We start from the raw sequence: 26,205 nt of genomic DNA, 5'->3' as shown, positions 1-26,205 counted from the left end.
GGCCAGCCCCGCCAGGGAGGTCTCCGCCATGCTCGCGCAGCAGTACCTGCTCGAAGTGGAAAAGCTGATGCGCCACATCCGGGAGACTCAGCTCTCCGCGGTCTTGCAGGTGGCGCCGAAGATCGTGGAACACATGGGCGATACGGGCACGCTTTTCGTATTCGGCGCCTCGCACTCTTCCATGATCGCCCAGGAGGTCTACTACCGGGCGGGCGGCCTTGCCACCGTGAAGGCGCTCTTCGCGCCCGGGCTGATGCTCGACCAGCAGCCGGTCACGATGACGAGCGAGCTCGAGCGCCTGGAGGGCCTGGGCCGGATCGTCGTGCGTTCGCACGGCCTCGGCGCTCGAGACGTCCTGGTGGTCGTATCCACCTCGGGGCGCAACGCCGTCCCGATCGACGCCGCGCTGGAGGCCAAGGAGCGCGGGGCCATGGTGGTCGCCCTCACGTCACTCCCCTACAGCCGTTCGGTACCCTCCCGGCACAGTTCGTCGAAGCGGCTGTTCGAGGTGGCCGACGTGGTGCTCGATACCGGCACCCCGGCCGGGGATGCGGCCGTGGACGTCCCCGGCACGGGCAAGAAGATGGGGCCGTTGAGCACCGTGGCCGGCGTGCTCCTGATCAACCTGCTGATCCTTCAGGTCGTGGAGGAGCTCGTGGCGCGGGGCCGCGACCCTGCCATCCTCGTCAGCGGCAACCTCGACGGAGGTCACGAGGCCAACCTCGCCACCTACCGGCGCCTCGGCTCGTCAGCCTTCTCGCAGGGTGACGGGCCGGGACGGGAGGCTCGGTAGGGTAAAGGCTGCCGGTGCTCGGAGGGGGCGGGGCCCGACCTTGTTGGCAGGTCTGGCCCCTTTCCCCGTGCCACACGGCGGGCCCGGCGTCAGAGCTGGTGAAGCATGGCCGTCCAGAGCCTCGAGTGGTTGTACTCGTCCCCCAGGATCCAGGTGAAGAGGTAGCGGATCTCAGGGGTCGGCGCCCTGGCCGCCAGGTCCGCGTAGCGGCGCACCGCCGCCATCTCCCCCAGCACGGCCCGCTGGACGTCGGGCACGAACCCCTCGAGCGACGGCGCCGGCTCGGGTGGGGCCGGGGCCGTCGGCGGCGTCGTGCCGAGCAGCGCCGCCTGCGTACGAGCGTGGCCGTACTCGTCGGCAACGATGCTCATCGTCAACAGCCGCAGGGCCTCGGTGGGTGCCTCGGTGCCGATCCCGGTGTAGAAGTTGACGTCGCTGATCTCGTCCTGAATGGACGCGTCGATGTCCGCGCGGTACTGCTCGTCCGCCGGGGGCGCCTGCTGCGCGAGCACCTCACCGGCGGCCGCCACCGGTGCGGTAGGCACACTCATGGGAGTCTCTGTCACCTCCTCTTGTCTGGTTGCGGGCGCATTCTATGCACCGCCCGGACAAGCGGGAGGGGACCCCAGGCTCATTTGTGGCGCCGTCAGGCCCGCTCCCCTGACGCGGGTCGGCGGCGAAAGAGTTGCGTCCCGGCCATGCGCTCCAGCGCCTCGACCACCGAGGCTCCCTGCTCGGGCGACAGGTGGGACAGGTACCGCTGCGCCAGGCGCGTCCGCCGGCGCTCCGCCCTGGCCAGGGCCAACCTGCCCGGCCGGGTGAGGCGGATGCGCACCACCCGCCGGTCGGCCGGGTCTCGCCGCCGGGCGATCAGGCCCATCTGCTCCAGCCGGTTGAGCAGGAGGGTGACCGCGCTCGGGCCCACGCCCAGGAACGTGGCCAGGGCCGTGACGGACACGGGCTCCGGCTCTCGCAGGCAACGCAGCACGAACAGTTGCACGGGCGTCAAGCCTGTCCCGCTTCGGGCCGCCGCCTTGGCCAGCCTCCGGCACAAAGCCGTGAGCGCCCGGTCGAACCGGCATGCGAGCGACACCTCCGGGGTTGCGCCACCCCCGGTCATGGCTCGCCCTCCTCGCCTGCAGCCGGCGACGCCCCGGCCGGCTGCGCAAAGTCTCGTGCCTCGGCCTTCGAGACAGTGCCTTCCGCCTCGGCGTAAAACTCGTCCCGCTTGAGGGGGATTTCCTGGAGCAACAGCGTCGCCACCAGGGCCGCGAGCGCCAGCCACAGCCCAAGGGTGAAGAGCCGCCCCGTCCCGTCTGCCAGCGCGTACCGCAACGCATGGACGAACGTCTCGTACATCCCCTGGCCTTGCGCCCCCGTCCCTTCGAAGGCGCCCCTCAGCCTGGCCTGGGCGTCGGCGGTGATGAGCGCCTGCGGGTCGAGCGAGAGCCGGCGCACCACTCCTGCCAGCGGCTCCTGCAGCCGCTGCTCCAGGCTGGCCTGGAAGGCCCGGGTCAGGATGGTGCCGAAGACCGGCGCCGCCACGACCCCGCCCAGGGAGCGGACGAACTGCTGCGTGGCGTTGACCACGCCCAGCATCCGGTACGGGAAGGCGTTTTGGGCGGCGACGTTGACGAGCGGCATGAGCGAACCGACCCCGACGCCCAGGATGACGGCGTTGCGCACCACGTCGCCAGTGGAGCTGTCGACTCCCATGTGGCGGAGCATGCCCATCCCGGCGACCATGACGCCGGCACCCAGGATCGCCTGCACCTTGTACCGGCCCGTGCGCGACAGGATCTGCCCGCTGAGGGCGCTGCCGGCGATGAAGCTCAGCATCATGGGGGTCATGACGACGCCCGACCCTTCGGCCGACGTGCCCAGCACGCCCTGGACGAACAGGGGCATGAACATCACGCCTGCGAACATCGCGATGGAGACCAGCAACCCCACGACAGCCGTCGAGGCGAAGATGGGCTGGGCGAACAGCTCCGGCGCGAGCAGCGGGTCGGGCGCACGCCGCTCCACGACCAGGAACCAGGCGAACGCCACGGCCGACGAGGCGAGCGCGGACACGACCTGCGGCGAAGTCCACGAGTAAGTCGACCCTGCCCACGTGAAGGCGAGGAGCATGGGCACGAGGGCCACGACCAACAGGGCGCTACCGGCCCAGTCCACTCGTGGACGTCCGGGCAGGCGCACCGTGGGCAGGGCGTACGCCACGGCCAGGAGGGCTGCCGTACCCACGGGCAGGTTGATGTAAAAGACCCACCGCCATCCCATGTGGTCCGTGATCCAGCCGCCCAGCGTGGGGCCGATGATGCTCGAGACTCCGAAGAGCAGCATGACGAGGCCCATCCAGCGGGCTCGTTCCCGTGGGTTGAAGATGTCGCCGATGGTGGCCGACGGCATGCTGAGGAGAGCGCCGCCGCCGATTCCCTGCAGGGCCCGGGCGGCCACCAGCCACTCCATGCTGCGGGCCTGCCCCGCCAGGATCGATCCCGCCATGAACGTCGCCAGGCCGAAGACGTAGAAAGGCTTGCGGCCGTATACGTCCGACAGCTTTCCGTAGATGGGCACCGTCACCGCGGAGGCCATCATGTACGCCGTGAAGACCCAGGCGTACAGGGCGAAGCCGTGGAGCTCCCCGATGATGACGGGCATTGCCGCCGAGACGACCGTCTGGTCGAGCGAGGAGAAAAACATCGACACCATGACGGCGGCCAAAGCCCACCACCGGCGGGCCCCCGTGATGCGGTTGCTCGCCCGGGCGGCCTCCGTCACCCGGCCGGCCTCTCCCGCCGCATCTCCACCCGCCGCCATGTTCCCGCCTGTCCGCGCGCCGATGGTCGTATCTTCCATGTGGGCACCCTCCGCCGTGAACTAACGACTGTTATGCGTGAAAGCCATTTGTTTTGACAAACTAAACTATCGTCCCGCCAGAGTCTACTCACCGTGGCCGGATCACGTCAAGACGAGTGGACGACGACGAGTGGACGACCCTGGCCTGCGCGACGTCCATGGCGCCGGGTGCGGTATACTGGGATCGGCTCGCGCAGCCCCGGCATGTCCGGTCCGCTGCCGAAGGATGTCAGAGAAGGGCGGCGGCAAGACGATGACGGTGCACTTGAGGGAACCGGTGAGCGGGCTGACCCACGCGGCCGGGGCGGTCCTGTCGATCGGCGCGCTGGTCCTGCTGGTTCGCACGGCTGCATCCAGCGGCAGTGTGTGGGCCGTGGTGGGGTTCGCGCTGTTCGGGGCGAGCCTGATCCTGCTTTACACGGCGAGTGCCCTCTACCATTTGCTCCCCCTGCCTGCCAGAGGGACGGCCATCCTGCGGCGCATCGATCACTCCATGATCTACGTGCTCATCGCCGGCACGTACAGCCCCATCCTGCTGGCGCCCCTGCGCGGGGCCTGGGGATGGAGCCTGTTCGCCCTGGTGTGGACCCTGGCCGCCATCGGCATCACGCTCAAGGTCTTCTGGTTCGGCACGCCGCGGTGGCTGACCGTGCTCTTCTACGTCGGGCTCGGGCTGCTGGTGATCCCGATGCTGCCCCTGCTCCTCCGGGCGGTCCCTGCCGGCACGCTCACGTGGATCGGCATCGGCGGGCTGTTCTACCTGGCCGGCGCGGCCGTCTACGCGCTCAAGTGGCCCCGGCTGGCGGTGGGGCGCTTCGGTTTCCACGAGCTTTTCCACCTGCTGGTGATGGCAGGAAGCTTCAGCCATTTCTGGGGTATCTGGGCTTTCTTGTTGCCGCGTTGAAACCGGCGCCGCCGCCTGCCGCTCAACTCCCCGTTGCCCGGTTACGGCGGTACACGGTCGCGAGGCCCTTGAGCGCCAGGAACGGATCCACGGCGTCGATGGTCTCGCTCGCCTGGCTCACCAGCTCGGCGTACGTACCCGTCGCCACGACCCTTGCCTCGGCGCCGAGCTCCTGGCGGATGCGCCGCACGATCCCGTCGACCTGCCCGGCGAAGCCGTACAGGATGCCGGATTGCATGGACTGCACCGTGTTGCGCCCGATGACCCGGGGCGGTCGGAGCATCTCCACCCGCGGCAACCTCGAGGCGTGCTCGAAGAGCGCCTCGGTCGCGATGCCCACGCCCGGTGCGATGACCCCTCCGGCATACGCCCCGGCCGCGTCCACCACGTCGAAGGTCGTCGCCGTCCCGAAGTCGATGGCGATGACGGGCGCCCCATACTCCTCGTGGGCGGCTACTGCGGTCACGATGCGGTCGGCGCCGACCTCTCGCGGGTTTTCGTAGCGGATGGGCATCCCGGTGTGCACCCCCGGCCCCACGACGAGCGGTTCCGAGCGGAGGTCCCGGCGGACGAACCGCTCGATGGCCGCCAGTGCCGGCGGCACGACGCAGGCGATGGCAGCGCCGTCGACCTCGGCGAACTTCCGGCCGGCCCGGGCAAAGAGCACCTCGAGCACGATACCCCACTCGTCTGCCGTGCGGTCCGCCTGGGTGGAAAGGTCCCAGTGCCGGGACAGCTCCCGCCCCTGCAACAGCCCGATCTTCGTCGACGTGTTGCCGACGTCGAAGACCAGCAGCATCCCGTTTACCCTCCCCGGGCGCCGGTGCCGTAGCTCTCAGGGGCGCCTTCGCCGGCCGGCGCGCGCACCAACCCCGCCCGCCGCAGTGCCCGGTAGACGGCCACGGTGAGGATCATGGCCACGAACGCCTCCGGCAACCCCTGCACCGCGCCGATGCCGAGCGACACCTGCCACGGCAGGTAGCCCCGCCACGTGGCCAGCCCCAGGACGCCCACCGTGTTGGTAAGGCTCCCGAGCAGCGCCGCGAGGGCCGGGCCCACGTCCCGGCTCCGCAGCAGCCGCAGCGTCAGCCATACCGTCAGCGCCGCCACGCCCAGCACAGCCACCAGGCCCACCGGCGTGACGACGGGGTACGGGTCCGAGACCGACGTTTGCCGCTGGCTGGTCAGGCGATAGGTCGCGTCGGCGAGCACGGCGGCCACCAGGAACGCGACCGCCCACCGGCCGCCGCGGCTCGCGGCGGCGCGCAGGGCCAGGTATGCCACGATGCCGATGAGGATGCGGGGGCCGAAGGCGACCAGAGGGTCGCTGAACATCATGCGCGCAATGGGATTGGGAGCTGCGGTGATGGCCCGCCAGAAGCTGAACGCCCCGAACAGCAGACCCGTGACGGCGCCCGCCGCCGGCCCCTCGGCCAGCGCCGCCAGGATGACCGGGATGTGAATGGTCGTCGCGGCGCCTGCCGGCGTGGGGACGGGCACGAAGCCCGCCGGCGTGAGGCCCAGCGCCACGACCAGCGCGCTCATGAGTGCGGTGACGAGCATGGTGCGGATCCGGGCGCGGCTTTGGGTCTGGGTCGCGGCAGGGGACGCATCAGGAGAGGGAACCTGAGAAGCAGCCATACCGGGTCGCCTCCGTTCCGGCTCCGCCCGTGAGGCGGATGCCGTTCGTCGATTTCGGGCTCCGCCCGCCCTGGCCGCCGGTCGACGCGGTGCGAAGCGCTGCTCCCGCTTTCGCCCGCTCCGCCGGTCAGGGCCGGATCTCGGAACCCCTTTCAGTATATCGCGAGCACCGCCTGCGCCGAGCTCCCGGCGCAGGGGGCCGGGCTACGGCGGGTCGGCCCCGCCGCAGCCTCGGCCCCGACTGCCGCCCTTCATCCTGTCGGGTGCACCCGCCCCAGGTGGATCAGGATGATGTGGAACGGGTCAGTGTACAGGCTGTTACGGTAAATGGGGTCGCCGTCGGGCGGCCATCCCGCCACCCGCACGTTCTCCAGCACGGCGTTGTTGCCATAGCGCTCCCAGAGCGGGATGATGGGGAGCAGTTCGTTGAAGGCGATGGCTGCCTTGGCCACCGCATCCTTTTGCTTGGCTTCGTCGAGGCCGGCGCCGGCCTCGACCACGAGCTGCTCCAGGTCCACCTCGCCCAGGGCCTTGGTCTTCTGCTTGAGGTCGAAGCTCATGCCGGGGCCGGGGGCGAGCACGTAGTTGTAGGTGAACAGATCCTGCACGAAGGAGAAGTGGGGATGGGGGTTGCCGACTCCCCATGCCTGGATGGCCATCTGGAACCGGCCCTGCTGGATCTCGATCGGCTGTTGCGTGAAGGTGATGGCCCGCACGGTCGTCTTGATGCCGAAGCGCGTCAGCTGCTCCGCGGCGTTTTCGGCCGCCGCCGACCAGTCGGCGTACTCGGCCGGTACCGAGAGCTCGAGCGCCATCGGCTTGCCCTGATCGGTCACCCAGACCCCGTCAGAGCCCTTCCGGAATCCTATGGACTTCAGCAGCTCGGCCGCTTTGTCGGGGTCGTACGCGTAGGGGTCGAGCCGCTCCCGCTGGCTTTCCGTCAGCCACGCAGGGACGAGGTTGTCGCTGAAGCCTGCCATGTACCGGGACGGCTTCGCCGAGTCGCCGAGCGACACGCGGGCGTTTTCGTCCCGTTTGATCACCATGGCGATGGCCTGCCGGACCTCGGGCCGGTTCAAGGGATATACCTTGTTGTTGAAGAAGATCGCGGGCCCCGTGTACGTCGGAGGCCGAACCACGCGGATACCTTGCTGCACCATGCTCCTCTCGGTAGCGGGCGGAAAGCCGTGCGTGGCGTAGTCGACCTGCTTCGACAGCACCAGCGGTGTGACCTGGGGCGTCTCCCCGTTGTACAGCACCACGCGGTCGAACTTGACCCTCGACGCCGCCCACGCCGTCGGCACCTTCACCAGGGTCGCCTGCGACTCCGAGATGCTGCGGACGTCGAGGTTATAAGGCCCCGTGCCTACGATGCTCGACGGCCGGAACTTCTCGAAATCGGCCCGCAGCTGCTTCCATTCCGGCGAATCGGTGCCCTTGCCCTCGTCGAGGAGTTGCTGCACCCGCCTGGCCCAGGTGCCGTAGACCGAGTCGGAGCGGATGGGCTCCCTCAGAGCGTAGCGGGGCACCACGCTCGAAGGATCCTTCATGTGGAACACGACGGTGGAGTCGTTGACCTTCTCGATCCGGTCGACGTACTTCCAGATGACCCAGTTGTACAGCCGCCCGATCGCGAAGGTCGCGACCACGTCGTCGGCGTTGAAGGGCGTCCCGTCGCTGAAGCGCACGCCCTGGCGCAGGTGCACCTCGAACCGATCGGGCGGGATGAGGCGCCACTCCGTGGCCAGGATGGGCTCGTACGTGCCCGAGGCCCAATAGTAGAACGCCAACGGCTCTTCCATCAGTTGTTGGTACAGGCCCATCCCGAGATGGTTGACGACGAACGTGTTGAAGTGTCCTCCCGGTGGCACCACGTACGGCCATGCTCCGTGGAACTCGCTCGGTGCCGCCGCGATGCCCGCGGCGCTCCCGAGGCCCGCCGCCAGCCCTACGACCAGCACCATCGCCAGTATGCGCCCGATCCTCCCGTCGATGCTGCGCCGCATGGTCGATCGTTGCCTCCTTCCGCTCATCGCCGGACCTTTGCCCTCCTCATCCCGTTTACGACCGACGATTTGTGCTCACGGGCTCTTCCGGACCACGGCCACCACGATCCCCACCCACACGGCGGCCACCCCGAAGGAGGCGACCGCCACCATCCGCTCGGCGCTTCCCGGAGGGCTCCAGGCAACGGCCACCCCCGAAAGCAGCAACAACCACAGCCCTACCTGGAAGATCGCCCGGCCCAGCCGCGGGTTCACCGGACGCTCACCTGCTGGCCGGACGGGGCCACGGCCGCCATGGGGGGCAGTTCGCCTGACTCATCCACCCTGTGGCACGCCACGGCCCTCCCCGAGGCCGCCGGCCCTTCCCGGCTCGCCGACCTCGAGCCGCGACCGGAGATGGCCCGCAGCGGCGGCACCGAGGCGTCGCACAGCCCCGGTTCGTACCAGGGGCATCGCGGATGGAAGGGACACCCCGGCGGCATCCGCAGCAGGCTCGGCACGTCCATGCTCCGGGGCTCGATGCGCCGGCGCGTGCGGGTGCGCGCCGGGTCGGGCTCCGCCACCGCGTCGAGCAGAATGCGGGTGTAGGGATGGATGGGCCTGGCCACCACCTCCTCCGTCGGCCCCTGTTCTACCATCCGGCCCAGGTACATCACCCCGATGGAGCCGCCGCGCCCGAAGTACCGCGCCACCGCCAGGTCGTGGGTGATGAAGACGAACCCCACTCCCGCTTCATCCCGCAGCCTCTCGAGCACCTTCAAGATCCCGGCCCGCAGGCTCACGTCCACCATCGAGACCGGCTCGTCGGCCACCACCACGCTGGGCTCCACGGTCATCGAACGGGCGATGCTGACCCGCTGGCGCTGCCCGCCGCTGAGCTGGTGCGGAAGCTTCGGCAAGAACTCGCCCGGCGGCGTCAGGCCCACCATGGTGAGCAGCTCCGCCGCCCGCTGCCGGGCCTCGCGGCGGCTCAGGCCCGGGTGGTGGCGTTGCAGGGGGATGGCCAGGATGTGTTCGACGGAGTGCAGGGGGTTGAGGGAGGCGTAGGGGTTCTGGTGGATGATCTGCACGCTGCGCCGGAAGGTGGCGAAGTCCTCCCGGGAAAGCCGCCACACATCGTCTCCCCGGAAGCGAACGGTGCCCCGGGTGGGGCGGATCAGCCCGGCGGCGATGCGCCCGGTGGTGGTCTTGCCGCAGCCGCTTTCGCCCACGAGGCAAAAGGTCTCCCCTCGCCCCACCTCCAGCGAGACGTCCTGCACGGCCCATACTTCGCGCGAGCCCACCCGGAACGACCTCGAGATGCCCTCCAGCTCCAGTCCTTCACGCAAGCTTTCACGCGCCATGGCTCGCCGCCTCCAGCAACTGCTCTGTGAAGTGACACGCGCTCATGTGGCCGGGCGCCGGTTCGTGCAGCATCGGCACGACGGTACGGCACTCGGGGCGGGCCATCGAACACCGTGGGGCGAACGCGCACCCCGGCGGGAGCCGGGAGAGGCTCGGGGGCGCGCCGGCGAGCACCCGGAGGTCACGCAACTCGCCTCTCAGCACCGGGAGGGATTGGAGCAGCGCCTGCGTGTACGGGTGCAGCGGGGTGGCGAAGACCGCGTGGACCGGCCCGACCTCCACGATCCGACCGGCGTACATGGTCATGATGCGATCGGCCAGTTCGGCGGCGAGCGCCAGGTCGTGGGAGATGAGCAGGAGCGTGAGGCCGAGGCGCTGCTTGAGCGAGCGCAGCAGGCCGATGATGTTGCGCTGCGTCAGGATGTCGAGGGCGGTGGCCGGCTCGTCGAGAATGAGGATGTGGGGGTCGAGCAGCAGGGCCAGGGCGAGGAGAGCCCGCTGGCGCATCCCGCCGCTCAGCTCGTGCGGGTAGGCCTGGAGCACCCGGGAAGGCTCGAGCTGCACCAGCTCCAAGAGCTCGCCGGCGCGGCGGAGCACCTCCCGGCGCGAACGGATACCGTGGGCCGCTGCGGTCTCCAGGAAGTGATCCCGGATGCGAAGCAGGGGGTTGAAGGCGTTGAGCGCGGATTGGAAGACCATGGCGGCCACCCGCCACCGAAGGGCCCGGACCCCGTCCTCTCCGGCGCCGGGCAACTCGATGGACGTCCCGTCCACCCGGTAACGCACGCGCCCGCCCGTCACGGCGGCCGAACGCGGCAGCAGCCCCACCAGCGCGAGCGCCAGGGTGGTCTTGCCACACCCGCTCTCGCCGACGATGGCCAGCGTCTCTCCCCGGAGGAGATCGAAGGTGGCATCCTGCACCGCCCGGACCGGGCCCGCCGGTGTCCGGTATTGTACGTCCAGGCGCTCCACGCGCATGACGGCGCCATCGCGCGGCGGCGCCGTCTGGTCCGGTCGTTGGTCGGTGCGTCCCATGTCGCTCATCGCCTGCTCCCTCGGCCCGGCTCCGATGCCGGAGCTTGCTCCGTAATACCGCATGCTACGTGCCCCGGCTGAGGCGTGGGTTGTAGATTTCTTCGAGCGCACGCGACAGCCACACGAGGGAGAGCTGGAAGCCGGCGATGGCGGCGATGGGGGAGAGGATGTACCAGACGCTGTCGCGGAAGAAGAGGGCTCCCCGCACCCACGCGAGATTGATCATGACCGCCCAGTTGTGGCCTGAGAGCGGTACCAAACCAAGGAAAATGAGGCCGACCTGCGCGTACATGGCCGAGGTCATGGCAAAGATGAGGTTGATGACGATGTAGCCCATCATGTTGGGCAAGACCTCGCCGAAAACGATCCGGCCCGTCCCGAGGTCGAGCGCCCGGGCGGCCTCGACGAACTCCCGCTCCTTGAGCGACAGCACCTGCGAACGCACCGCCCGCAGGAGGGTCGGCCACGACAGCGCCCCGATGATGACCGCCAGAGCGGTCTGGCTGGTCAAACGCACGAAGCCGCTCAACACGGCCAGCAGCGGGAACTGCGGGATGGTCAGCACGATGTCGGTGACGGCCACGACCAGCCCGTCGAACCACCCGCCCACGTAAGCGCTGAGCGCCCCCAGCGTCACGGCGATGAACGTCGACAGGAGCCCCGCCAGCGCGGCCACGTAGAGGAGGTCGCGCCCGCCGTGGACGATCTGGGACAAGATGTCCCTGCCCTGGTGGTCGGTCCCCAGGGGATGCTGGAGGGACGGGGGCCGGTAGATGGCCGCTACGTCGGCGCGGGTGTCGAAGGGCACGGCCAGCGGGCCGAGGAAGCTCAGGAGCACGAAGAACGTGACGCCCACCAGCCCGGCGATACCCGACGGCGACCGGAGCAGCAACCGGAGCGTCCCACCGGCGGCCCGCCGCCCGGGCCCGGCCGCGGGCTCGAGCTCCGCAGCACTCTGGAGCGCCACGCCGTCACTCCCCTCCCTGGATGCGGATGCGCGGGTCGATACGCGAGTAGAGGAGGTCGGTGAGAAGGTTGGCCAGGATGACGCTGATGGTGATGAGCAGGAAGACACCTTGCATGACCGGGTAGTCGCGCTGGTTGATGCTGCTGATGAGCAACAGGCCGATGCCCTGGTAGACGAAGACGTACTCGATGAGAAGCGATCCTCCCACCACGAACCCGGCCGCGATGGTGAGCTGTGTAAACAGCGGCAACGAAGCGTTGCGGCCCACGTAAGCGGTGAGGATGCGCCGCTCCGGCAGCCCCCTGGCCCTGGCCACGGTGACGTAGTCCTCCTCCAGGGCGCTCAACGTGCTGTTTTTCATGGTGAGCATCCAAAAACCCACCGTGGTGAGGACGTAAGTGGCAATCGGGAGCGCCGCGTGGTACAGCACGTCGCCGACGAATGCCGCCGACCACGACGGCACCGTCCCGGGCGACAGCACGCCGCGCATCTGGTGGATGGGCAGCACCGGCCACTGCACGCCCAGCAGCACGAGGATCATCATGGCGATGAGGTAGTTGGGCACGGAGCTCATCAAAGAGGCGACCGACGAGAGTACCTGGTCGAGCCACGAGCCGCGCCGGTAGGCCACCACCATGCCGAGGCCCATGCCGATCGTGAAGCTCAAGAGGAGCCCCGTGCCCACGCTGAGGAGCGTCCACGGCAGGAAACGCCCGAGGATCACGGTGACCGGCGTGCCGGGCGACAGGAACGACGTGCCCAGGTTGCCGGAGGCCAGGTTGCCGAGGAAGTGCAGGTACTGCTGCCACAACGGCTGGCGGAGGTCGAGGGAGAAGAGGGCGGCTGCCTGGTTGAGCGCCTCGGCGTACGGGATGCCGTACTGGGCGATGAGCTGGGTGACGTAGACTTCGATGGGATTGCCGGGCATGAGGCGGATGATGAAGAACGTGAGCGTGACCACGGTAACAGCGGTCGCCAGCGCCCTGAGGGCCCGCCCGGCGACGAACCCGAGCTGGCGTAGACGGACCGAGCCGAGGCTCTGATAGCGCTTACAGATTTGTCGCACCGTGACGGTGGCGGCACTCATGCCCGACCCCCCGGAACAGCATTCGACGGCCATCGATCGCCCCGCGGCCGTCGGGGCCTGCCGCTATCCTACCACGTCCCGACAGCTCCGGCAAAGAGGACCCGCTACGCGAGCGGCCACGGCGTAGCGGCGAAGGCGGGCTCGGCAACGCCGGGCGGGTTTGTCCGGGAACATAACTTTCCGCACGACTCGTCCTACAGAAGGAATCTTTCCTTCCTCGTCGAACGGCTCCTTCGAGCCGTCCCGAACGGGGAGGATCGAGGGGCGCGATGGGACCGTTACCTGAGCGGTGCCTGGCCCGGGTCCGGGGTGTCTACACCGGTCTGCGCCCCGCCGAGCAGCGGGTGGCCGACTACCTGCTCGCGCACCCCGACCGCGCGCTGGCGCTGAGCGTCACGGAGCTCGCATCCGCCGCCCGCACCAGCGAGTCGACGGTCGTGAAGTTTGCCCAGAAGCTCGGGTACGGCGGGTACCGGCAGCTGCGGCTGGCCCTCGCCCTCGAGTCGGGCACCGGGGTGCCGAGGCCGGTCCCCGTCTACGGCGAGATCGAAACGACCGACTCCCTGGAGACCATTCGCAGCAAGCTGCTGGCGGCTTACACGAGCACGCTCCACGAGACCATGGAGCTCCTCGATCCGCCGCTTTGGGACCGAGCGGCCGACGCCCTCGCCCGGGCGCGGCGCATCCACTTCTACGGCGTAGGGGCGTCGGGGTTCGTGGCCCTCGACGCCCAGCACAAGTTCGCTCGCATCGGCATGGACGCCTGGGCCTACACCGACCCCCACCTGGCGTCGGCGTTCGCCGCGCTGCTGGAGCAGGGCGACGTCGCGGTCGGGATCTCCCACTCCGGCGGCACTCTCGACACGTTGCACGCGCTGCGCGCGGCCCGAGAGGCCGGCGCCACCACGATGTGCATTACCCACCGCATGGACGCGCCCATCGTCGAGCTGGCGAGCATCGCCCTCTTCACCAGCGGGCACGAGGCGCCGTTTCGGAGCGGGGCCATTGTCTCTCGCATGGCGCAGCTGGCGGTGGTAGACGCCTTGTTCATCGCCGTGGCCATCCGGCGGGGCGCCGACGCCATGCGGCGGCTGCTCGCAAGCCGAGAGGCCGTGGAGGAGAAGCACGTCGGCCCAGGCAAGGCGTGGCGAGATACTTGACGGATGGGATGGGTGAAGCGCATTGATGGAGCCATCGCCGGGACGGCCGGCCACGCACGTGCCCGTGCCCGGTCCCTGGGACAGCCCCAAGGCGACGGAGGCCCGCAATCCCAAGTCTTACCGGCTCGACACGATGAGCGCCCTCGAGATCGTCTCCCTCATGAACCAGGAGGACGCCGAAGTGGTGCGGGCCGTCGGTGCCGTGCTGCCCGAGATTGCCCGGGCCGCGGAGCTCGTCGCCGACCGGTTGCGTGCCGGCGGCCGGGTCTACTACGTCGGCGCCGGCACGAGCGGGCGGATCGGCGCCCTGGATGCGGCCGAGTGGCGGCCGACGTTCGGGGTGGAGCCGGACACCGTACAGGCCGTCCTGGCGGGCGGGGAGCGCACGCTGCGCGCCGCCGCCGAAGAGGCGGAAGACGACGAGGAAGCCGGGCGGCAGGCCATGCTGGAGCGGGTGAAGCCGGGCGACGTGGTGGTAGGCCTTGCCGCCAGCGGCGACACGCCGTTCGTGATGGGCGCGCTGCGGGGCGCCCGGGAGCGTGGCGCCGTGACCATCGGTGTGGCCTGCAACCGGCCGGCCGGGATCGAGCCGCTGGTGGACGTGGCCATCCTGCCCGTACCGGGGGCGGAGGTGCTGACCGGCAGCACGCGGCTGAAGGCCGGCACGGCCCAGAAGATGGTGCTCAACATGATCAGCACCGCCGCCATGGTGCGGCTCGGCAAGGTGTACGAAAACCTCATGGTGGACATGCGGCCGACCAACCGCAAGCTGGTCAAGCGCGCCCTGCGTGCCATCCAACAGGCGACCGGGGCGCCCGAAGAGCAAGTGGCGCAGGCGTTCGAGGCGGCCGGTCACGAGGTCAAGACGGCGATCGTCATGCTCCTGGCGGGCGTCGCTTCCGACGAGGCCAGGGCCCTGCTGCGCCAGGCCGATGGGTGGGTACGGCAGGCCGTGGCACTGGCCGGTCGACAAGGTGAGCACGCTGCCGCAGAAGGCGAAGGCAGGTAGAGAGACTCTGGAGGGACAGCACCAACACCGGTCGACGAACCTAACATCAGGTGGTCGTGAGGGGTTGCGAGAGAGCGCGGGTGCGGGCGTTGTTCCGGGGGCTTCCGATGAGGCGTGAGTTCGACGCGTACGTCGTCGCTCTGACCACTGTAGCGGTTGTGGCGGTGACGGTCTTGCTCGCAGCCCCCCGAGTCTTCACAGCAGGGGGAGACTCCATGCGCGGGACGGCTTTTCGTGCGGACGAGTTGGGCTTTCGTCCGCGGGTGAAGCCGGGGATACAGGTGTTGCTGGAACAGCGTCTGGACCTCGTACGGGGTAAACGGGTGGGCATTATCACCAATCCCACGGGGGTGTTGCCCAATCTGGAGAGCGACGTCGATGTCTTGGCTGGGTTGCGCCCGGATGTCGATCTGGTCGCCATTTTCGGCCCTGAGCATGGCTTTCGAGGAACCGCGCAAGCAGGCGGCTCGGAGGGCTCCTTTCAGGACCCGGTCACGCGTATCCCGGTGTACGACTTGTACGGTAAGAGCCCCCAGCAGATAGCGACGGTCTTTCAGACTGCTGGTGTTGACGTGGTCTTGTTCGACATTCAAGACGTAGGGGCTCGTTTTTACACCTACATCTGGACCATGGCGGATGCGATGGAGGCGGCAGCGCTGAGTGGCACTGCGTTCGTAGTCCTGGACAGGCCCAATCCCATCGGGGGCTTGGCCGTGCAGGGACCTGTACTGGACCCAGCCTTCAGTTCGTTCGTTGGGCGTTACCCCATTGCGCAGCGGCACGGGATGACCACGGGCGAGCTTGCCTTGCTCTTCAACGACCGGTTCGTGCCTCAGCGGACCGGAGGACGCAGGGCCGAGCTGAGCGTGGTTCCCATGGAGGGCTGGCAGCGGTGGATGTATTACGAAGATACGGGTCTTCCGTGGGTGATGCCTTCGGTCAACATGCCGACCGTGGAGACCTCTGTGGTGTATCCCGGAAGCGGCCTCTTCGAAGGCACGAACATCTCCGAAGGGCGAGGAACCACTAAGCCTTTCCAGCTGCTGGGTGCTCCCTACCTCGACCGCCGGTTGGCGTCGGCGCTCAACAGTCTGCGGTTGCCGGGCGTCGCCTTCAGGGAGGCCGCGTTTACTCCCATGTTCAGTAAGTACGCAGGGCAGATGGTCCACGGAGTTGAAGTCTACGTAACGGATCGCCGGTCGTATGATCCGATCCGTACGGCGGTCGCCATGATGGTTACGGTGCGGCAGTTGTACGGGACGGCGTTCCGCTGGGAAGTCGACCTCGGAGATTCAGTCCATCCCTATTGGATTGATAAGATGACCGGATCTGATCGAGTGCGCAAAGCTGTCGACGCCGGTAAGGTCGCTGAAGAGATCGTGGCAGGCTGGTCGGAAGAGCTCGCAGCCTTTCGAGCGTTACGTTCCCGCTACCTCCTGTATCCGGAGGACTGACAGGTACGGCAACGAGCGGGAAGGGTGGATGGGTGTCGCCCGGGTCACACGCACAAGGGAAGGAGGACTGACGTAACGGATCCAACCCTACGGTGCTGATCGGCATCCTGGAGACACTCGGCTGACGCGAGGCCCATCGAAGGGGGAGCCACAATGAAGCACTTGCTACCGAAGGTGGCGTCGTTGGGGCGGGTTGTAGGGGCTGCGATGTTGTTAGCTGCAGTCTTGGCGCTAACGGGAGGCACTTCCCAGGCCGCGGACAAGCAAATCACCCTGAGCTGGTGGTCCACTCCCGCCTGGCCCGTGAACGGCGACGTCTATTACTGGCAGAAGAGCATGATCCAGGCGTTCGAAGAAACCCATCCCAACGTTAAGATCAAGCTGACGCAGCTCGACTGGGCCAGCGCCACCACAAAACTGGACACGGCCATCATGGCGCGCCAGTTCCCCGACATCGCTACCGGCGGTGCCAAGGTGGCCACATGGGCCAAGTACGGTATTCTGGAGCCCATCGACCCGTATCTGACCCCGCAAGATCGGGCCGACTACTACCCGGTGGCCCTCAAGAAGTTCACGTACCAGGGCAAGATCTACGGATGGCCCTGGTTTACCACCACCTACGTGATTTACCTCAATCTGGATATCTTCAAGGAGCGCGGCATTGAGCCGCCGAAGGACGGCAACTGGACGTGGGATGAGTTCGTCGAGACCGCCAAGAAACTGACCTTCAAGGACAAGAACGGACAGCAAGTCTACGGCTTCGGGGCGATCATGCAGCCCTTCTATTACCAGGCGTTCGGGGTCCTCCTCTCGGACGGCGGGCAGCTGCTGTCACCCGATGAGGTCCGGTTCGGGCTGAACACGGCAGAAGGAGTTTCAGGGCTGCAGAAACTTGTCGATCTGGTTCAGAAACACAAGGTGTCGCCTCTTGCCATGGGTTCGGCGCAGGACGCCGACATGACCAAAATGTTCACGGATGGACACCTGGCCATGCTGGCTCAGGGTACGTTCTACATCCGTCAGCTCGAAAAGGCTCTTGAGGGCCAGACTGAGGGCTTCCAGGGTACGCCGCAAGCGACGAAGCCTTTCCCCTTCGCCGTGGCCAACTATCCCATCGGCAAGCTGGGCCGTCCCATCTCGTTGCATGAGGGCGTGGGCGGCTTTGTAGTCTTCAAGCATGATGATAAGGACCGCGTCAAGGCCGCGATGGAATTCGGCCGGTTCTTGACCAGCCCGGAGAATCAAAAGGCCCTTACGAACTACGGAACGTTCCCATCCCGCCGGTCGGTGGGGGACATCTACACCGATGACCCCTATTTGAGCTGGGCGTTAAGGAACGCCGTGCCGACGCTGGACGTCCCACCGGTCACGCCAAGTTGGCTCGAGGTCGACAAGGCGATTGTACCGTACTTCCAGCTGGCCATTCTTGGGAAGCAGTCGGCGGAAGAGGCCATGGCCAACGCCGCCAGGGCAGCCGATGCCATTCTGAAGGCCAGCCGATAGAACCTGGGCGCGAGGGGTGGCTTTCCCACCCCTCGCGCTATCCTATGGCTTAGGAGAAGAGCCGAGCGTGATGGAAGGAAGAGCAAGCGACGCTCCCCAGTTAGCGGGGGATCAGACCACACTCCAGCGCAAGCGTCTTCCATGGTGGACACGATTAGAATGGCGCGAGGCTTTCGAAGGCTACTTGTTCGTGCTCCCAAAGCTGGTGCTCTTCGCGATCTTCTTGGTGACGCCCGTGCTTATGGGAGTCCAGATGGCCTTCGAAAACGTCCAGCCGTTTCGCTCCACATGGGTGGGGTTGGAGAACTTCAGGGCGCTTGCTCATGATAACGTGTTTTGGCTGTCCTTGCGAAACACCGCTATCTACACCGCCGTGGTAGTGCCCGTAGCCGTCATGACTGCACTGGGGCTGGCCAGCCTGATTCAGCCGTTGAGCAATGTGCTGCAGACCTTCTATCGGGCCGCGTATTACCTGCCGGCAGTAGCCTCGGCCGTAGTCTTGGCGCTCGTATGGAAATGGCTCTTTGATTATGATTACGGATTGTTCAATTATCTGCTAGGGCTTCTTGGCGTTGGCAAGGTGCAGTGGCTCGTATCGCCGGACATTGCCCTGTGGAGCATCATTCTCATGGCCATCCTTTCGCCTCCGGGAGCGGGAGTGGTGCTTTATCTGGCCGCAATGAACGGCATCCCGCGCGAGCTCTACGAGGCCGCAGAGATTGACGGCGCTTCCGGATTCCAGAAGTGGTGGCGGTTGACGGTTCCCCTGGTCACGCCTACGACCCTTTACATTGTCGTCATGAGTACAATCGGATCGTTCCAAATCTTCACCAACGTGTTCATCATGACCGGTGGCGGGCCCGGGAATGCTACCACGACCATGGTGACGGAGATCTACAACAGCGCTTTCCAGTTCTTCAACTTCGGAAAGGCCTCTGCAGAGGCTTTGGTTCTGTTCGCGATCGTAACCGCGCTTGCCGTCGTCCAGTTCCGCTGGCTCTCTCGGGATGTGCAGTACTGATGAGACTGGGTCTGCATGCGGTTCTGATGGGAAAGTTGTCTGTGTACCGGTATGACGGGGGTATGGTCCGATGAAGGCGTACCGTGACTGGCGAGGGCTGGGTGCCCGAGGGATCGCCCTGGCCATCCTGACCGCATATGCTTTCCTTGCTCTAGTGCCACTGTACTGGCTATTTGCCACTTCCTTGATAGCGCAAAACGCCGTGCTGAAGTTTCCCCCGGCGCTCTTCCCGAATCCCCCTACCCTGGAGAACTATGCTCGGCTGTTGAAGGCCGGGCCTATCGGACGATGGCTTCTTAACAGCTCGGTGGTAGCCGCGACAGTGACCTTCTTTACCGTACTGTTCGATTCCATGGCGGGCTACGGCTTTGCGAAGAAGCGCTTCCCGGGCCGCGACCAGATCTTCTGGACCATCATCGCCATGATGATCATTCCCGGACAGGTGACCCTCGTTCCGATCTTCATTGTCATGAGCCGCCTGGGGCTCTTGAACACGCTGTACGCCGTGGTTTTGCCGGCCCTTGCGGACGTCTTTGGCGTCTTCCTGATGCGACAGTTCATCCTCACCATCCCGTCTGAGCTGGAAGATGCGGCACGGATAGATGGTGCAGGTGCCTTCACCATCTACTCGCGGATCATTGTGCCGTTAGCGGCACCAGCGCTAGCGGTGTTGGCCATCTTTACCTTCATGGGAAACTGGAACAACTTCTTGTGGCCTCTGATCGTCCTGAACGACACGAACAAGCTCACCCTTCCAGTTGGGCTCGCGACACTGCAACAGGAGAACACGGTGGACTACGGCCTGCAAATGGCCGGCGCCGCCCTGGCGGCGGTACCGATGATCGCCTTGTTCTTATCGCTGCAGCGCTACTTCATCAAAGGGTTGACCTTAGGAGGGGTGAAGGGGTGAGGCCGACACCCGGCGAGCCTTCGACGGGGTACGTGGCCGGGATCGACGGCGGGGGCACCTCCACCCGTTGCTGGGTGGCCGGGCTCGACGGCACGGTCGCCGGGCGCGGCGAGGCGGGGCCCAGTAACCCCCGGGCCATCGGCCCCGAGCGGTCTGTCGAGGCGCTACGGGAAGCGGCGGGCCTGGCGCTCCAACGGGCGGGAGCCCGGGCGGGCGACATCGCGGCCGTGGTAGTAGGCCTGGCAGGTGGCGCCGGGACGTCGGTCGGGGAGGCCGTGGAGGCGGCCCTGCGCCGGGAGTTTATGGCGGCGCAAGCGGTACGGGTCGTCCACGACGCCCGCATCGCGCTGGCGGCTGCCACGGGCGGCGGGCCGGGCATCATCCTGGTCGCGGGCACCGGATCCGTGGCGTACGGGATGGATGAGCAAGGGCGAGAAGCCCGGGCCGGCGGATGGGGGTACCTGCTGGGCGACGAGGGCAGCGCCTACGACATCGGCCGCAGGGCGGTCGGAGCCGTACTGCGTGCGGCGGATGGGCGTGGGCCTGCCACCGCTCTCGCAAGAGTGGTCGAGGCCGGCCTCGGATCCATCGAGCCGCAGGCGATCATCGACGCCGTGTACTCGGGGGCCGCGCCCCGGGAGCGCATTGCCGGGCTGGCTCGCGGGGTGCTCCAAGTTGCCCGCGGCGGGGACCGGGTGGCGGAAGCGATCGTGCGGGCGGCGGCCGGCGAGCTCGCCCGGCTCGTGGCCGCCGTTGACGACCGGCTGCGCCTGGCGCCGCCGGTGCGGGCGTACGCGAGCGGCGGCTTGCTAGCAGGTCATCCCGGGCAGCCTCCGGCGGGGACGGCGCCAGGTGAGTTGGCCGTGTCGCCGGACACGCTCGCGCAGTGGCTCCTCGCAGAGGTGGCCAGACGCTTGCAGGCGTTGCGCCCCGGCCGCGACATCCGCCTGGAGGTCGCGCCGCGCCCGCCGGTGGCCGGTGCCGTGCTGCTGGCGCTCGAGGCCGTGCTCGGCGAGAGCGCCAGGACGCTGGTACCTCGTCTCAGCGCGCGGTGAGGCGGTCGAGCATCCACCGGGTGGTGAGCTCGATGACTTCGTCCGACGGCCCCTGGTCCGGCGTCAGCACGTTGAAGATGTGGTCGGCGCCGGGGATGATGCGCAGGGTCACGTCCAGACTGCCTGCCCGTTGTGCGAACTCCCGGGCGTACCGCGGCTGGGCGCCGTCTTTCTCGCCTGCGATGACGAGTAGCGGCCCCTGGTACCCGGCAATGTCGTGGAGAGGGAACGACGCGAAGAGGCTATCGAAAAACGCCCGGCTCAGGTGCACCTTGCGAAAGCCGAGATCGGCCTCGACGGCATCGCTCCGGATGGACGCCTGGTAGTAGCGGGCGTACAGGTCCGCAAAGGCTGCAGGCGTGTCACCAGGAGTGGACCACAGCGCCAGGGCCCGAACGGCAGTATCGCCCGCTGCCACCGCAGCCGCGACGATCCCGCCGAGACTGAACCCCACGATCCCCATCCGGTTAGGATCCACCGATGGGCGCGACGCCAGGTACTCCAACGCCCGCCTCGCCTCGGCTACCTGCAGGGCGACCGTGTTGACCTCGAACGGTAGCGTGCTGTCGCCGGATCCCGGGAAATCGAAGCGCAGCGAAGCGACCCCGTGGGCGGCGAGTTGGGAAGCGAGTCTCTTGTAGAAGTTGCCAACCTCGTCCTTGTGGCTCGCAAAACCGTGGATGAGGAGCACGGCCGGGACTGCCCCCTGAGGGTCCGCCGGCTCGGTGAAGACGGCGGGGATCTCGTGGTCGCCATGCGGGATGCCGACGCGGGATTCCTTCACGGCAACCGGCTGGGGAGCCTGGCCGGCCGAGGCCCGGACAGCGGGTGCGAAGGCGGCACCCGATGCGGCCAGAGCAACTGCCAGGCACCCTCCGACGAGGAAGTGGAACGCACTGTAGGAGATCGGATGGAGCCGCCCGTCTCTCATGCTGGACACGATGGTACCCCTCCTTGCACGCCTCTAGGGCTGGAAATCGGCCTCGGGCATCTGGACCTAATAGTGCCAGGGGGTTTACGGCCCTTGGTGAGAGCTGCCCGGCGCCACGCGCACCAGGTCCTCGGGGGTGTCGACGTCGGCCAGCTCGGCCTCGGGCGCTTCGACGGCCTGCACCCGGGCGCCCAGGCTCGCGAGCACCTTGCGGGCTCCCTGATCGCCCGCGATCTCCCGCAAGGCAGGCCACGTCGAACGATCCAGGACGCACGGGGGTCCCAGGTGGCCCCCCGGATAGCGGCACGCTGCAGCCGGGGCACCACGGCTCGCCTCGACGACCTTCCGCAACAGTTCGCCCGTAACGGCCGGCTGGTCTGCCAGCAGGACGAGCGCGCAGGCGGCCTCGGCGGGCAGCGCGAACACCCCGGCGCGAAGCGACGTGCTCATGCCTCGCTGCCAGTCGGCGTTGTAGAGCACCCGCAGCCGCTCGACGTCGAGGCCGTGCAACGCCTCCAGCACCTCCCCGGCGGCTGCCCCCGCCACCACCACGACGCCGTCCACTCCGGCCTCGAGCGCCCGGCGTACCACCCGGCGCACCATGGGCTCGCCTTCGACCGGCAAAACGGGCTTGGGCAGCGTGCTGCGACCCGCCAGCATCCGGCGCCCTTCCCCGGCGGCCAGCACCACGGCCCAAACCTGGCCTTCGGCCGGCATGGCACGCACCTGCTCCTCTCTCGACCCCACGTACCCCTGCTCATCCCCGGGCCGCCGGGCCGGCTGCCCAGCTCACGACCTGGCCGGCGGAGGCGTCTACCAGGCCCCGGTCGGTGAGCTTCAGCTCGGGGATCACCGACAGCGCCATGAACGACAGCGCCATGAACGGCGCGGCGAGCTGGACGCCCAGGTTCCTGGCTGCCAGCTCCAGCCGGTCGAGCGCCTCGACGACCTCCGGCAGCGGCCTTTGCGACATGAGCCCTGCCACCGGCAGCGGCAACTCCGCCAGCACCCGGCCGCCCTCGACCGCCGCGAAGCCGCCGCCGCTGCGGGCCACGGCTCGGGCCGCGGCCAGGATGTCATCGTCCGATACGCCGGCGACGATGAGATTGTGCGCGTCGTGGGCGACCGTGGAAGCGAGCGCCCCTCGCTTGAGCCCGAGCCCCTGCAACAGCCCGACGCCGATGCCGCCGCTGCGCCCATGGCGCTCGATGACCACGAGCTTGACCAGGTCCTGCTCCGGGGCGGCGACCACCTGGGCGTCGACGACCGGGGGCTCCACGGCCAGTGCGCGCGTGACGATCTGGCCCGGCAGGAGCCCGATGGCCCGCACCGCCCCGGCTTCGACCCGCGGCAGCCGGATGCGCTCCAGGCTCAGCGGCGGCAGGTGGACGGTGTGGAGCAGCCGGGGATCGGTGGGGGCGTCGACCTCCACCAGCAGCCGCCCGTGGGCCGCCACCATCCTGCCATCCTTGAACACGGCCCGTGCGGAGAGGTCGACCGGATCGAGCACCACCACGTCCGCCCGGTACCCCGGGGCCACGGCGCCTCGGCGCCGCAGGCCGAAGTAGCGGCACGGGTTGAGCGTTGCCATCTGCACGGCCGTCGGCAGGTCGAGCCCCAGGGCGACCGCCTTCCGCACGGCGTGGTCGACGCCCCCCTCGCGCACGAGGTCGTGCGGATGACGGTCGTCCGTCACCAGGCAGAACCGGTCCTTGGTACGGGGGGTGACCAGCGGGAGCAGGTCGGCCAGGTTACGCGCCGCCGAACCCTCCCGGATGAACACCATCATGCCGAGGCGAAGCTTCTCGCGGGCCTCCTCCAAGGAGACGGACTCGTGGTCCGAGGCCACGCCCGCGGCGACGTACGCCGAAAGTGCCCGGCCTCCGAGCAGCGGAGCGTGCCCGTCGGTGACCTTACCCCGCCGTTCGGCCATCCAGATCTTGCGGAGCTCCTGCTCGTCGCCGGCGGCGACGCCCGGGAAGTTCATCAGTTCCGCGAGGCCGACGACCCCGTCCATGGCGAGCGCCTCGTCCAGATCTCCGGCGCCCAGGCAGGCGCCCGCCGTCTCCAGGGGGCTGGCGGGCACCGAGGACGACGCCGTCAGGAAAACGTCCAGCGGCAGGCCCCGGGTGGAGGCCGACGCCGCCTCGAAGGCGACCTTGCCCACCACGTTGGCCCACTCGTGAGGATCCCAGACCACGGCGGTCACACCCCGAGGAACGACGGCCCTCGCATACTCCCGAGGCTCCACCAGCGCCGACTCCAGGTGAACGTGCCCGTCCACGAAACCGGGCACTACCAGCCCTCCGGGAAGTTCCACGACCTCACGGGCCTGCGACCGGGCGGCCTGCTCGCCGGTGGCCGCGATGAGGCGGCCGGCGAACACCACCGGCCCGGGGAGGATCTCCCCGGTGAAGACGTTGACGACGTCGACGCCCCGCAGCATCACGCTGCCTGCCTCGCGGCCGGCCGCCACGGCGACGGCTTTGCGTACCTCCTCCGGTGCCAGCGGGCCACCGGGAGAGCCCGAGGGCGCCGCCGGGCCTTCCGGCGTCGTCCAGCCTGCTTTGCCTGCCATCGTCGACCTCCTCGGCGTTTGACCAGAGGATTAGGGAACGCTCTACCACGTCCCTGCCGGCTCGTCCCCGGCCGCCGACGGGCAGGGCCTCGCCCGCGAGGATACCCCGGTCGAGGCGCTCGGGCTCGGAGCGCGCACGGGACCGAAGTGACACCGTATGTAACGTGCCGCCGAGCGCCGGCAGGAGAGCGGCTGAAAATGAGTATCCAGTGCACTAGCATGCCCTCCCACAGGCGTTGACAGAGAAGGCAAATCCAAGTAGCCCTAGGGTGGGATAGGGCCGGAGTCATGCATCGCAGGTCCCGGTACGAAGTCCTATTCCGGGCGGCAGCGGAGTCCAGGCGTTGCGAGCGTAGCAGAGCGGAGAGAGTGGGGGCGGGTTCGTCGGAAGACGGGGCCGCCCCTGCTCGCGCTCGCCACCGGGCCCCGCCCCGGTGAAGTCCCGCCCCTGCGCCGGCGGGGGTGGCACTTGCGGAGCGTACTGCTCGTCGCCCTCGCCGCGTACACCTCCGCGTGGGAGGGCCACGGGGTGCAGGTGGTGTGGGCCAGCCTGGCTGCAGGGCTGGCGACGGCGGTGGGGGCCCTGCCGGCGGTGGCGTTTGCCCGGCTGCCGGAGGACGTGCGGTCGTTCGCCATGGGGGTGAGCGCGGGAGTCATGACCGTCGTCTCCATCTGGGGGCTCGGGGTGCCCGCCCTCAACACCGGGCCGGGGGAGGCGGCCGGGGGGCTCTTGGGCGGCACGGTGGCCATGTGGGGGCTGGACCGGGTCGTCCGGCGGGCGGTTCTTGGTCAGGGGCGCAGGCCACCCCCGAGCGCCCGGCGGCAACATGCCCGCCGGGCGCTCTTGCTCTGGACGGCCATCGTGGTGCACAACATCCCCGAGGGGCTCGCCGTCGGCGCCGCCTACGCCGCTCCTATTCCCGTTCGGGCGGCCATGCTGGCCGTCTCCATCGGCGCCCACAACCTGCCGGAGGGGCTGGCCGTGGCCGTGCCGCTGAGGGCGGCCGGCGTGCACCGGTGGCTCGCATGGGCTGCTGCTGCGGCGGCGGGACTCGTAGAACCCCTGGCCGCGGCGACGGCCTATCTGACTTTGGTCTCTGCGCCCGGGTGGCTGCCGGCCGCGCACGCGGGCGCGGCGGCAGCCATGCTGTACGTGGTGGCCACCGACATGCTGCCCGAACTCGTCGCCCAACCCTTCCCCGGATGGGGCGCGGTCGGGGCAGGCCTCGGCCTGGCCGCAGCTCTAGCCGTCGAGGTGTGGGCAGGCGGCACGTGAGCCGGGTCGAGCGGTGCTTCGATTTCATGGGCCGCCGGGCCGATGTCCCTCTGGACAGCTGCCATGGCGACCGGTGCAGGGGCCTTCGGTACGATTGTGGCCGGCACGACCACTGCGCGAGGCTCGAACGGGGGTGACGGGGGGTGACCCTCCAGCGTCTCATCGTGCAATACCTGCGAACTCGCCATGCCTCGTACAGTCACCCTATCTGTTCCAAGGAACTGTCCGAGGCGCTGGGCGTATGCTGGAGCTACGCCCGCATGCAAGCAAGGATGCTCGTCGACCAGGGCCAGGTGGCCGTGAGGCGCGGCCCCGGCGGCGGGTACTACCTCCCGCGTGCGCACGAGCAGCCCGTTCCCAAAGCCAGCCACGAGATCGAGGGCGTCGTGGCGGAACTGACCGACATCGCCCGCCAGCTGGCGCGGGCCTGCCATGCATTGCGCGCCAGCGAAGCGGGCGACGAGCGCACAGAACCCCGAAACGTAGAGGCGCGTCTTTACCGGATCGTCGACACCCTCGGGCGAATCCGGGACGGCGCCGGGTAGACGGGCGGAGTAGGTTGGTGGTGGGCGAGAGAGTGAGCGGGGACGGGTGCGGCGCGTCACGGTCAGTCGCGCGTACCTCGTGCCGAATTCCTGGAGACGAGATCCTCCGAGACGTCCGGTAAGC

25 protein-coding genes are annotated in these 26,205 nt (G+C 68.3%); 11 read left to right on the top strand and 14 right to left on the bottom strand.

All coding sequences use genetic code 11. The features are described 5' to 3' along the window. Positions 1 to 28: 28 nt before the first annotated feature. Positions 29 to 793: an SIS domain-containing protein gene (locus U7230_RS09225; RefSeq protein ID WP_324715554.1), complete on the top strand. Its 765-nt coding sequence runs from the start codon at positions 29 to 31 to the stop codon at positions 791 to 793. Between the two features lie 89 nt (positions 794 to 882). Here the strand turns inward: U7230_RS09225 and U7230_RS09220 are convergent, their stop codons facing one another. The 3 genes from U7230_RS09220 to U7230_RS09210 form a co-directional block, all read right to left on the bottom strand. Continuing rightward, complete coding sequence (locus U7230_RS09220; protein WP_324715553.1) at positions 883 to 1,344, bottom strand: ferritin-like domain-containing protein; 462 nt, start codon at positions 1,342 to 1,344, stop codon at positions 883 to 885. Between the two features lie 95 nt (positions 1,345 to 1,439). Beyond that, entirely contained in the window at positions 1,440 to 1,913 is a 474-nt protein-coding gene (locus U7230_RS09215) for a MarR family winged helix-turn-helix transcriptional regulator (RefSeq protein WP_324715552.1), read from the bottom strand. Then, on the bottom strand, positions 1,910 to 3,655 hold the full coding sequence (locus U7230_RS09210; RefSeq protein ID WP_324715551.1) for an MDR family MFS transporter: 1,746 nt from the start codon (positions 3,653 to 3,655) through the stop codon (positions 1,910 to 1,912). The genes U7230_RS09215 and U7230_RS09210 overlap by 4 nt, the downstream gene beginning before the upstream one ends. Before the next feature lie 253 nt (positions 3,656 to 3,908). Here U7230_RS09210 and trhA point away from each other — a divergent pair, with 253 nt between their 5' ends. After that, a complete protein-coding gene (trhA, locus tag U7230_RS09205) occupies positions 3,909 to 4,559 on the top strand; it encodes a PAQR family membrane homeostasis protein TrhA (protein ID WP_324715550.1) in 651 nt (216 codons plus the stop codon). A gap of 22 nt (positions 4,560 to 4,581) precedes the next feature. Here trhA and U7230_RS09200 read toward each other — a convergent pair whose 3' ends face one another. The 8 genes from U7230_RS09200 to U7230_RS09165 form a co-directional block, all read right to left on the bottom strand. After that, positions 4,582 to 5,358, bottom strand: coding sequence for a type III pantothenate kinase (locus tag U7230_RS09200; protein WP_324715549.1), 777 nt, complete (start codon positions 5,356 to 5,358; stop codon positions 4,582 to 4,584). Between the two features lie 5 nt (positions 5,359 to 5,363). Beyond that, on the bottom strand, positions 5,364 to 6,200 hold the full coding sequence (locus U7230_RS09195) for an ECF transporter S component (protein WP_324715548.1): 837 nt from the start codon (positions 6,198 to 6,200) through the stop codon (positions 5,364 to 5,366). Positions 6,201 to 6,451: 251 nt separating this feature from the next. Beyond that, positions 6,452 to 8,206, bottom strand: coding sequence for an ABC transporter substrate-binding protein (locus tag U7230_RS09190; RefSeq protein ID WP_324715547.1), 1,755 nt, complete (start codon positions 8,204 to 8,206; stop codon positions 6,452 to 6,454). Positions 8,207 to 8,281: 75 nt separating this feature from the next. Further along, positions 8,282 to 8,461 carry a hypothetical protein gene (locus U7230_RS09185; RefSeq protein ID WP_324715546.1) on the bottom strand — a complete coding sequence of 60 codons (180 nt, stop codon included), beginning with the start codon at positions 8,459 to 8,461 and terminating at the stop codon, positions 8,282 to 8,284. Beyond that, positions 8,458 to 9,549 carry an ABC transporter ATP-binding protein gene (locus U7230_RS09180; RefSeq protein WP_324715545.1) on the bottom strand — a complete coding sequence of 364 codons (1,092 nt, stop codon included), beginning with the start codon at positions 9,547 to 9,549 and terminating at the stop codon, positions 8,458 to 8,460. The genes U7230_RS09185 and U7230_RS09180 overlap by 4 nt, the downstream gene beginning before the upstream one ends. Further along, positions 9,539 to 10,585 (bottom strand): ABC transporter ATP-binding protein, encoded by a 1,047-nt coding sequence (locus U7230_RS09175; RefSeq protein WP_324715544.1) that lies wholly within the window; start codon positions 10,583 to 10,585, stop codon positions 9,539 to 9,541. Before U7230_RS09175 ends, U7230_RS09180 begins: the two co-directional genes overlap by 11 nt. Positions 10,586 to 10,649: 64 nt before the next feature. After that, entirely contained in the window at positions 10,650 to 11,552 is a 903-nt protein-coding gene (locus U7230_RS09170; protein ID WP_324715543.1) for an ABC transporter permease, read from the bottom strand. A 4-nt stretch (positions 11,553 to 11,556) separates the two neighbouring features. After that, positions 11,557 to 12,639: an ABC transporter permease gene (locus tag U7230_RS09165; protein WP_324715542.1), complete on the bottom strand. Its 1,083-nt coding sequence runs from the start codon at positions 12,637 to 12,639 to the stop codon at positions 11,557 to 11,559. Between the two features lie 269 nt (positions 12,640 to 12,908). On the opposite strand from U7230_RS09165, the gene U7230_RS09160 reads away from it, so the two are divergent. From U7230_RS09160 to U7230_RS09130, 7 genes are all read left to right on the top strand, one after another. Next, the gene (locus U7230_RS09160; protein WP_324715541.1) at positions 12,909 to 13,799 is read left to right on the top strand and encodes a MurR/RpiR family transcriptional regulator; all 891 of its coding nucleotides are present in this window, start codon (positions 12,909 to 12,911) and stop codon (positions 13,797 to 13,799) included. Positions 13,800 to 13,824: 25 nt separating this feature from the next. Next, entirely contained in the window at positions 13,825 to 14,808 is a 984-nt protein-coding gene (gene murQ, locus U7230_RS09155; RefSeq protein ID WP_324715540.1) for an N-acetylmuramic acid 6-phosphate etherase, read from the top strand. A 107-nt stretch (positions 14,809 to 14,915) separates the two neighbouring features. Further along, entirely contained in the window at positions 14,916 to 16,262 is a 1,347-nt protein-coding gene (locus U7230_RS09150; RefSeq protein WP_324715539.1) for an exo-beta-N-acetylmuramidase NamZ family protein, read from the top strand. Between the two features lie 153 nt (positions 16,263 to 16,415). Then, complete coding sequence (locus tag U7230_RS09145; RefSeq protein ID WP_324715538.1) at positions 16,416 to 17,765, top strand: ABC transporter substrate-binding protein; 1,350 nt, start codon at positions 16,416 to 16,418, stop codon at positions 17,763 to 17,765. A 70-nt stretch (positions 17,766 to 17,835) separates the two neighbouring features. Next, positions 17,836 to 18,786, top strand: coding sequence for a carbohydrate ABC transporter permease (locus U7230_RS09140; RefSeq protein ID WP_324718220.1), 951 nt, complete (start codon positions 17,836 to 17,838; stop codon positions 18,784 to 18,786). Positions 18,787 to 18,856: 70 nt separating this feature from the next. After that, positions 18,857 to 19,696, top strand: coding sequence for a carbohydrate ABC transporter permease (locus U7230_RS09135; RefSeq protein ID WP_324715537.1), 840 nt, complete (start codon positions 18,857 to 18,859; stop codon positions 19,694 to 19,696). Beyond that, positions 19,693 to 20,751: an N-acetylglucosamine kinase gene (locus tag U7230_RS09130; RefSeq protein ID WP_324715536.1), complete on the top strand. Its 1,059-nt coding sequence runs from the start codon at positions 19,693 to 19,695 to the stop codon at positions 20,749 to 20,751. Before U7230_RS09135 ends, U7230_RS09130 begins: the two co-directional genes overlap by 4 nt. Here the strand turns inward: U7230_RS09130 and U7230_RS09125 are convergent. The 3 genes from U7230_RS09125 to ade form a co-directional block, all read right to left on the bottom strand. Then, positions 20,738 to 21,682, bottom strand: coding sequence for an alpha/beta hydrolase (locus tag U7230_RS09125; RefSeq protein WP_324718219.1), 945 nt, complete (start codon positions 21,680 to 21,682; stop codon positions 20,738 to 20,740). The genes U7230_RS09130 and U7230_RS09125 overlap by 14 nt on opposite strands. An 84-nt stretch (positions 21,683 to 21,766) precedes the next feature. Continuing rightward, positions 21,767 to 22,429: a nucleotidyltransferase family protein gene (locus U7230_RS09120; protein WP_324715535.1), complete on the bottom strand. Its 663-nt coding sequence runs from the start codon at positions 22,427 to 22,429 to the stop codon at positions 21,767 to 21,769. 10 nt (positions 22,430 to 22,439) lie between these two features. Further along, positions 22,440 to 24,260, bottom strand: coding sequence for an adenine deaminase (gene ade, locus U7230_RS09115; protein ID WP_324715534.1), 1,821 nt, complete (start codon positions 24,258 to 24,260; stop codon positions 22,440 to 22,442). A 469-nt stretch (positions 24,261 to 24,729) separates the two neighbouring features. Between ade and U7230_RS09110 the strand changes: the two genes are divergently transcribed. Continuing rightward, on the top strand, positions 24,730 to 25,536 hold the full coding sequence (locus U7230_RS09110) for a ZIP family metal transporter (protein ID WP_324715533.1): 807 nt from the start codon (positions 24,730 to 24,732) through the stop codon (positions 25,534 to 25,536). Between the two features lie 143 nt (positions 25,537 to 25,679). Next, positions 25,680 to 26,081: a hypothetical protein gene (locus tag U7230_RS09105; RefSeq protein WP_324715532.1), complete on the top strand. Its 402-nt coding sequence runs from the start codon at positions 25,680 to 25,682 to the stop codon at positions 26,079 to 26,081. The last annotated feature ends 124 nt before the right edge of the window (positions 26,082 to 26,205 follow it).

It is taken from the genome of Limnochorda sp. L945t (genome assembly GCF_035593305.1).
Classification (GTDB): Bacteria; Bacillota; Limnochordia; order Limnochordales; family Geochordaceae; genus Carboxydichorda; species Carboxydichorda subterranea.
Note: the sequence above shows the minus strand (reverse complement) of the source record. Positions and strands in the feature narration are given on the sequence as shown.

What these genes read in the sequence shown, in the direction of transcription:
- U7230_RS09200 (WP_324715549.1), bottom strand. Translation starts at nt 5,358, where the DNA reads ATGCTGCTGGTCTTCGACGTCGGCAACACGTCGACGAAGATCGGGCTG.
- U7230_RS09135 (WP_324715537.1), top strand. Translation starts at nt 18,857, where the DNA reads ATGAAGGCGTACCGTGACTGGCGAGGGCTGGGTGCCCGAGGGATCGCC.
- U7230_RS09125 (WP_324718219.1), bottom strand. Translation starts at nt 21,682, where the DNA reads ATGAGAGACGGGCGGCTCCATCCGATCTCCTACAGTGCGTTCCACTTC.
- U7230_RS09195 (WP_324715548.1), bottom strand. Translation starts at nt 6,200, where the DNA reads ATGGCTGCTTCTCAGGTTCCCTCTCCTGATGCGTCCCCTGCCGCGACC.
- U7230_RS09180 (WP_324715545.1), bottom strand. Translation starts at nt 9,549, where the DNA reads ATGGCGCGTGAAAGCTTGCGTGAAGGACTGGAGCTGGAGGGCATCTCG.
- U7230_RS09160 (WP_324715541.1), top strand. Translation starts at nt 12,909, where the DNA reads ATGGGACCGTTACCTGAGCGGTGCCTGGCCCGGGTCCGGGGTGTCTAC.
- U7230_RS09165 (WP_324715542.1), bottom strand. Translation starts at nt 12,639, where the DNA reads ATGAGTGCCGCCACCGTCACGGTGCGACAAATCTGTAAGCGCTATCAG.
- U7230_RS09225 (WP_324715554.1), top strand. Translation starts at nt 29, where the DNA reads ATGCTCGCGCAGCAGTACCTGCTCGAAGTGGAAAAGCTGATGCGCCAC.
- U7230_RS09150 (WP_324715539.1), top strand. Translation starts at nt 14,916, where the DNA reads ATGAGGCGTGAGTTCGACGCGTACGTCGTCGCTCTGACCACTGTAGCG.
- trhA (WP_324715550.1), top strand. Translation starts at nt 3,909, where the DNA reads ATGACGGTGCACTTGAGGGAACCGGTGAGCGGGCTGACCCACGCGGCC.
- U7230_RS09210 (WP_324715551.1), bottom strand. Translation starts at nt 3,655, where the DNA reads ATGGAAGATACGACCATCGGCGCGCGGACAGGCGGGAACATGGCGGCG.
- U7230_RS09220 (WP_324715553.1), bottom strand. Translation starts at nt 1,344, where the DNA reads ATGAGTGTGCCTACCGCACCGGTGGCGGCCGCCGGTGAGGTGCTCGCG.
- U7230_RS09145 (WP_324715538.1), top strand. Translation starts at nt 16,416, where the DNA reads ATGAAGCACTTGCTACCGAAGGTGGCGTCGTTGGGGCGGGTTGTAGGG.
- U7230_RS09190 (WP_324715547.1), bottom strand. Translation starts at nt 8,206, where the DNA reads ATGCGGCGCAGCATCGACGGGAGGATCGGGCGCATACTGGCGATGGTG.
- ade (WP_324715534.1), bottom strand. Translation starts at nt 24,260, where the DNA reads ATGGCAGGCAAAGCAGGCTGGACGACGCCGGAAGGCCCGGCGGCGCCC.
- U7230_RS09175 (WP_324715544.1), bottom strand. Translation starts at nt 10,585, where the DNA reads ATGGGACGCACCGACCAACGACCGGACCAGACGGCGCCGCCGCGCGAT.
- U7230_RS09215 (WP_324715552.1), bottom strand. Translation starts at nt 1,913, where the DNA reads ATGACCGGGGGTGGCGCAACCCCGGAGGTGTCGCTCGCATGCCGGTTC.
- U7230_RS09140 (WP_324718220.1), top strand. Translation starts at nt 17,836, where the DNA reads ATGGAAGGAAGAGCAAGCGACGCTCCCCAGTTAGCGGGGGATCAGACC.
- murQ (WP_324715540.1), top strand. Translation starts at nt 13,825, where the DNA reads ATGGAGCCATCGCCGGGACGGCCGGCCACGCACGTGCCCGTGCCCGGT.